General features: G+C 57.6%; 1 protein-coding gene. It reads left to right on the top strand.

The features are described 5' to 3' along the window. On the top strand, positions 1–410 hold a 410-nt coding region (alr, locus tag I6F21_RS38195; RefSeq protein ID WP_225184444.1), incomplete at both ends, for an alanine racemase.

Below are 410 nucleotides of genomic sequence, written 5' to 3'. Positions count from 1 at the left end.
TCGCTATCTTTAATACCTTTTGCGAAGGCAAGCCTGGTCAACGTTCCATTGCCGCGTCTGGTGGCATTTTACTCTGGCCACAGTCGCATTTTGACTGGGTGCGCCCGGGCATCATTCTTTACGGCGTATCTCCGCTGGAAGATCGCTCCACCGGTGCCGATTTTGGCTGTCAGCCAGTGATGTCGCTAACCTCCAGCCTGATTGCCGTGCGTGAGCATAAAGCCGGAGAGCCTGTCGGTTATGGTGGAACCTGGGTAAGCGAACGTGATACTCGTCTTGGCGTAGTCGCGATGGGCTATGGCGATGGTTATCCGCGCGCCGCGCCGTCCGGTACGCCAGTGCTGGTGAACGGTCGCGAAGTGCCGATTGTCGGGCGCGTGGCGATGGATATGATCTGCGTAGACTTAGGT

The organism is Bradyrhizobium sp. NBAIM03 (genome assembly GCF_020194055.1).
In the GTDB taxonomy this organism is placed as follows: domain Bacteria; phylum Pseudomonadota; class Alphaproteobacteria; order Rhizobiales; family Xanthobacteraceae; genus Bradyrhizobium; species Bradyrhizobium yuanmingense.
The sequence above is the reverse complement of the archived record's forward strand: the minus strand, read 5'-3'. Positions and strand labels throughout refer to the sequence as shown.